3 protein-coding genes and 1 pseudogene are annotated in these 4506 nt (G+C 41.3%); 2 read left to right on the plus strand and 2 right to left on the minus strand.

The window, feature by feature from the left end; all coding sequences use genetic code 11:
- Positions 1 to 994 precede the first annotated feature (994 nt).
- A complete protein-coding gene (locus PSI17_RS15935) occupies positions 995 to 2302 on the plus strand; it encodes an HAAAP family serine/threonine permease (RefSeq protein ID WP_273552902.1) in 1308 nt (435 codons plus the stop codon).
- Positions 2303 to 2391: 89 nt separating this feature from the next.
- Here PSI17_RS15935 and PSI17_RS15940 read toward each other — a convergent pair whose 3' ends face one another.
- Positions 2392 to 3600: a serine hydrolase gene (locus tag PSI17_RS15940; RefSeq protein ID WP_273552903.1), complete on the minus strand. Its 1209-nt coding sequence runs from the start codon at positions 3598 to 3600 to the stop codon at positions 2392 to 2394.
- A gap of 240 nt (positions 3601 to 3840) precedes the next feature.
- On the opposite strand from PSI17_RS15940, the gene PSI17_RS15945 reads away from it, so the two are divergent.
- Positions 3841 to 4098, plus strand: a complete 258-nt coding sequence (locus tag PSI17_RS15945) for a glutathione binding-like protein (RefSeq protein WP_273552904.1) — start codon at positions 3841 to 3843, stop codon at positions 4096 to 4098.
- 19 nt (positions 4099 to 4117) lie between these two features.
- On the opposite strand, the pseudogene PSI17_RS15950 reads toward PSI17_RS15945, so the two are convergent.
- Positions 4118 to 4506, minus strand: a pseudogene (locus tag PSI17_RS15950) (SDR family NAD(P)-dependent oxidoreductase); the annotation flags it as partial.

Consider the following 4506-nt stretch of genomic DNA (forward strand, 5'->3'; position numbering starts at 1 on the left):
CAATTAATTTGAAAGGTGAAATATATAGATATGTCATTAGAGATTCATACGGCCATGAATTTCCAATAACTGTTTATATTTTCGACCAAAAAGTGGCATTATTTTGCTCAAAAGATTTTTTGCCATTGATTCGACTCTTCACCGTGGCTTTAAATATCAGAGTAAAATCCCTCGTTATATTTAACAATACATAACTATAGAATGATTACCATTTCTTCATAAACACAGCGCTAACGAACAAACTTCACACACGCCAATCGACTATCCTTAAAATCCTTATTAATTCATAATCAATACAAAATACATATTCATTCAAAGAATGAATATCACAACCGATGAAGGGGGGTGGGTTTATTTTTCAATATTTATCAAATAGTTAAACAAATTTGACTTATAAGTGGAAACATATCAAGATAAAAACATTAGCCCTTATAACCCAATTGCAAGCTATTCCAACACCAAACAAGAAAAAATCATTAATATGTAAATATCATTAAGTAATAAACCAGATAGATATTGGAATTTAAAATAAAAATAATGATATATTTTTTAACAAAACTTGAATTTTATTTTATTTAATATTTAATTAACATCCTGCCAAATATCTGTAACAATTTTCATTTTCTATATAAATCTTGCAATTGCGAGAGTGATCACGGTACATTTCACTGAAAATAACTATATTTCCCCTATCAAAAGTCTGGGGTTAAGTTTTTGGATTGAGACAAAGCCGATGAGTGGAAGATCCTTTACTTTAACTGAATGGTTTTAAGTGAATGGTTTTAAGTGAACAGTTTTAAATGAACATATTTCAGGCAACTTATTAATGTAGTAAATAATGTAGCGATAATGTAGTAATAAAAACGTTTAGATAAACACCAACGCAATATCTGACAACTTATTATTCATATAAAAATCCAACTCGCGCATTTAATTGATGTGCGGGTTTAGTAGTCTTTAAATTTTACTTTACCGCGTTATTTCGGAGATACTTATGGACACATCTCAAGCAGGTTCGATCGCATCCTCTGCTTCCAGCAAAAGCGATTACACTACCTGGCGTAAATCAGACACTGTATGGATGCTGGGATTATACGGCACAGCGATTGGTGCCGGTGTTTTGTTTCTTCCCATCAATGCCGGTATTGGTGGTCTAATTCCACTCATTATCATGGCAATCCTTGCCCTTCCCATGACATTTTTTGCGCATCGCGGAATGTGCCGTTTTGTTTTATCCGGTAAAAGCAGCGGTGAAGATATCACTGGCGTGGTAGAAGAACATTTTGGTAAATTTGCTGGTTTCCTGATCACCATTCTCTACTTTTTTGCTATTTATCCTATTCTGCTCGTGTACAGTGTTGCACTGACCAATACGGTAGAGAGCTTTATTGTCCACCAGCTACAAATAGAAGCTCCACCACGCGCATTGCTGGCGCTGGTATTGCTGCTTGGTGTGATGAGCATTATCCGTTTCGGTGAAAAAGCCATCGTTAAGGCCATGAGCATATTGGTGTTCCCCTTCGTCACCGTTTTGATGTTGTTGGCCCTGTATTTAATCCCTCATTGGAACACAACCATTTTTGATACCCTGTTGCAGGGCAGTACCCTATCTTCTACAAGCAACAGTGGCCTGTTATTTACCCTGTGGCTGGCGATCCCTGTGATGGTTTTCTCTTTTAACCATTCGCCAATTATCTCAGCTTTCGCCGTTGCAAAACGTGAAGAATATGGTGAGCACGCAGAGAAAAAATGTTCACGCATTCTGGCCTATGCCCATATCATGATGGTGCTGACAGTCATGTTCTTTGTATTCAGTTGCGTACTGAGCTTGTCTCCGGAAAACTTAGCAGAAGCAAAAGCACAGAACATCACTATTCTGTCCTATCTGGCTAACCACTTCCGTGTACCAACTATTGAGTATATTGCTCCATTGATCGCTTTTATTGCGATTACCAAGTCTTTCCTCGGCCACTATCTGGGCGCCCGTGAAGGCTTCAACGGCATTATGAACAAAGCAATGATAAACACCAGGGGCAAAACGATTCAGCACAAGACACTGAATCGTATCACTAGCCTCTTTATGCTGGTCAGCGCCTGGATCGTAGCAACGCTTAACCCAAGTATCCTAAATATCATTGAGTCACTGGGTGGGCCAATTATTGCGATGATCCTGTTTATCATGCCAATGTACGCAATCAAAAAAGTTCCGGCCATGCGCAAATATGCAGGTAAACCAAGCAATATTTTTGTCGTTATAACGGGTTCAATTGCTATTTCAGCGGCTATTTACTCCGTCATGTAATCAAAAAGCCCTGAGCTGCTTTCTTCGACAGTAGCGCATAAAAAAATGCCAGTCACCAAAAGGTTGACTGGCATTTTTCTGTTTATAGACTAACCAAAAATCGAGTTAAACCAACCGATAACCGTCTTTACAACGAAATCCCACGTACGCCCAAAGAAGCCACTTTCTTCTACTGCTTCTTTAACAACCAGTGGGCGTTGATCAATAATGTTATCATTCAGCAGGAAATTCACCGTGCCCACCACTTGGTTCTGAGCCAATGGTGCCTCAAGTGAGGTATTATCCAGCGTAAAGCTCGCTTTCAAATTTTCTGCTTGTCCACGGGGAACGATCACAGCCGCATCTTTTTCTACTCCCAATGCGACTTCTGAATGCGTTCCGTACCATACTTTTTCCGTCACCAACGTATCACTGGCCTTCAACAAGGTCGCTGATTCATAAAAACGAAATCCCCATGACAACAGTTTTTCACTGTCAGAAAAACGTACCCGATCGCTGGGAGCACCCAGTACCACTGAAATCAAACGCATTGACCCCTCAGTTGCTGATGCAACAAGGTTATAACCAGCACCGCTGGTATGTCCGGTTTTGACACCATCCACGTTCATGTTCTGATTCCATAACAGGCGGTTGCGATTCGGCTGGCGGATGTTGTTAAAAGTGAATTCTTTTTCTTTATTCAGCGCATATTCTTCCGGCACATCACGGATCATGGCCTGAGCCAAAAGAGCCATATCATGGGCGGTACTATGCTGCCCTGCCGCATCCAGACCATGCACGGTCTTGAAATGGGTGTTCGTTAATTTTAGTGTTTCCGAGTACTTATTCATCAAATCAACGAAAGCACCCTGACTGCCTGCGACATAATCTGCCAGAGCAATACTGGCGTCATTACCAGATTGAATGACAATACCTCGGTTCAGATCAATCACCTTAACTCGGTCACCGGGTTTCAAAAACATCAAGGATGATCCCTTAAGTACGGGATTCCCTGTCGCCCAGGCATCTTCGCCAACGGTGACCAGATCTTCTGTGGATATCTTCCCTGACTTGATCGCTTGCCCGACGACATAACTGGTCATCATTTTCGTCAAGCTGGCCGGGTCTAACCGTTCATCTGCATTATTTGAGGCCAGAATTTTCCCACTGGCATAATCCATCAATACATAGGCTTTTGCATCAGTGTCAGGTGTTGCGGGTTGCTCCATTGCATAAACACTGACACTCGCCAGCCAAAAAACACTCAAGCCAAAAGTAAAAGATTTAATTATTGGTATCTGCCGTCTGTTTTTCATCATCGATCGCCCTTTCTCAATAAAAACTTTATTAATATAGGATGTTATGAGAGAAGACTCCAACCCAATAACGTAAAGATTTTTCTGTTATCCAATCGATTTTATTGTCATATTATCAATGAATGAATAAGTTTTCATAATCGTGAGCGTTTGCAATCTTGTCCTACGCAACACGCGGGACAAGGTTTACGCCTGTCATGTTGGAACGCTATTTTAGATATGTTCTGAATTAAGGAGAAAATAATGTTAACAATCTGGGGTCGTAAAAATTCATCAAACGTGAAAAAAGTGCTTTGGTGTCTGGAAGAACTCAATGTGCCATATCAACAATATCTCTCCGGCGACAAATTCGGTATGGCGGATATCGCCCTGGCTCCGCTGGCCTATTTATGGTTAGGCGTAGAGATAGAGCGCCCGTCTCTGCCAAACCTAGAGCGCTGGTATCAATTATTGACCGAAAGACCGGCTTTCAAAAAGATTGTTATGATAGAAATAAACTAAGCCTTTAATTGTAAGTTTATTAACTCATTGGCATTCTGCCGGGATCGGGGAACTGATACTCAAACCCCAGCTCCCGACAGATACGACTACCATCCACTACTTTGCCGTCTTTGCCGTCAATGTTCAGCTTACGTTCAACTTCTGCGCTTTCTGGCAGCAAAAATTCTGGCGGGGTCAGATCGAGCTGGCGACTGGCTGACGGATAAAACTCCGCTCTTTTCGGATGTATTGGTGCACACAAATTAAAAAGCTGCCCGCCTTCCGGTTGTTGAATAAGCAATTGAATGGCAGAAATGACATCATCTTGATGCACCAAATTGACCGCACTTTCTCCCCCTTGAAGCGCCTTTTTTCCGGCAAGAAAACGCCACGCATGACGCCCATTACCGACCAAGCCAGCCAAACGTA

This window comes from Xenorhabdus sp. IM139775 (assembly GCF_028598745.1).
Classification (GTDB): domain Bacteria; phylum Pseudomonadota; class Gammaproteobacteria; order Enterobacterales; family Enterobacteriaceae; genus Xenorhabdus.

Coding starts and splice junctions, on each gene's coding strand:
- PSI17_RS15940 (WP_273552903.1), bottom strand. CDS start 3,600: ATGATGAAAAACAGACGGCAGATACCAATAATTAAATCTTTTACTTTT.
- PSI17_RS15945 (WP_273552904.1), top strand. CDS start 3,841: ATGTTAACAATCTGGGGTCGTAAAAATTCATCAAACGTGAAAAAAGTG.
- PSI17_RS15935 (WP_273552902.1), top strand. CDS start 995: ATGGACACATCTCAAGCAGGTTCGATCGCATCCTCTGCTTCCAGCAAA.